Below are 874 nucleotides of genomic sequence, written 5' to 3'. Positions count from 1 at the left end.
ATATCGGGCGGATCGTGGCCGGCATCACCGGGGCGACTGGGGCGGTAGCCGGCGCTTATATTGCCGATATCACTGATGGCGATGAGCGCGCGCGGCACTTCGGCTTCATGAGCGCCTGTTTCGGGTTCGGGATGGTCGCGGGACCTGTGCTCGGTGGGCTGATGGGCGGTTTCTCCCCCCACGCTCCGTTCTTCGCCGCGGCAGCCTTGAACGGCCTCAATTTCCTGACGGGCTGTTTCCTTTTGCCGGAGTCGCACAAAGGCGAACGCCGGCCGTTACGCCGGGAGGCTCTCAACCCGCTCGCTTCGTTCCGGTGGGCCCGGGGCATGACCGTCGTCGCCGCCCTGATGGCGGTCTTCTTCATCATGCAACTTGTCGGACAGGTGCCGGCCGCGCTTTGGGTCATTTTCGGCGAGGATCGCTTTCACTGGGACGCGACCACGATCGGCATTTCGCTTGCCGCATTTGGCATTCTGCATTCACTCGCCCAGGCAATGATCACCGGCCCTGTAGCCGCCCGGCTCGGCGAAAGGCGGGCACTCATGCTCGGAATGATTGCCGACGGCACAGGCTACATCCTGCTTGCCTTCGCGACACGGGGATGGATGGCGTTCCCGATCATGGTCCTGCTTGCTTCGGGTGGCATCGGAATGCCGGCGCTGCAAGCAATGTTGTCCAGGCAGGTGGATGAGGAACGTCAGGGGCAGCTGCAAGGCTCACTGGCGGCGCTCACCAGCCTGACCTCGATCGTCGGACCCCTCCTCTTCACGGCGATCTATGCGGCTTCTATAACAACGTGGAACGGGTGGGCATGGATTGCAGGCGCTGCCCTCTACTTGCTCTGCCTGCCGGCGCTGCGTCGCGGGCTTTGGAG

1 protein-coding gene is annotated in these 874 nt (G+C 63.7%); it reads left to right on the top strand.

What is annotated here, in order from left to right; genetic code table 11:
• On the top strand, nucleotides 1–874 hold an 874-nt coding region (locus tag OOJ60_RS24505; protein WP_077897443.1), incomplete at both ends, for a TCR/Tet family MFS transporter.

The organism is Citrobacter sp. R4 (assembly GCF_026719175.1).
GTDB lineage: Bacteria > Pseudomonadota > Gammaproteobacteria > Enterobacterales > Enterobacteriaceae > Citrobacter_A > Citrobacter_A sedlakii.
Note: the sequence above shows the minus strand (reverse complement) of the source record. Positions and strands in the feature narration are given on the sequence as shown.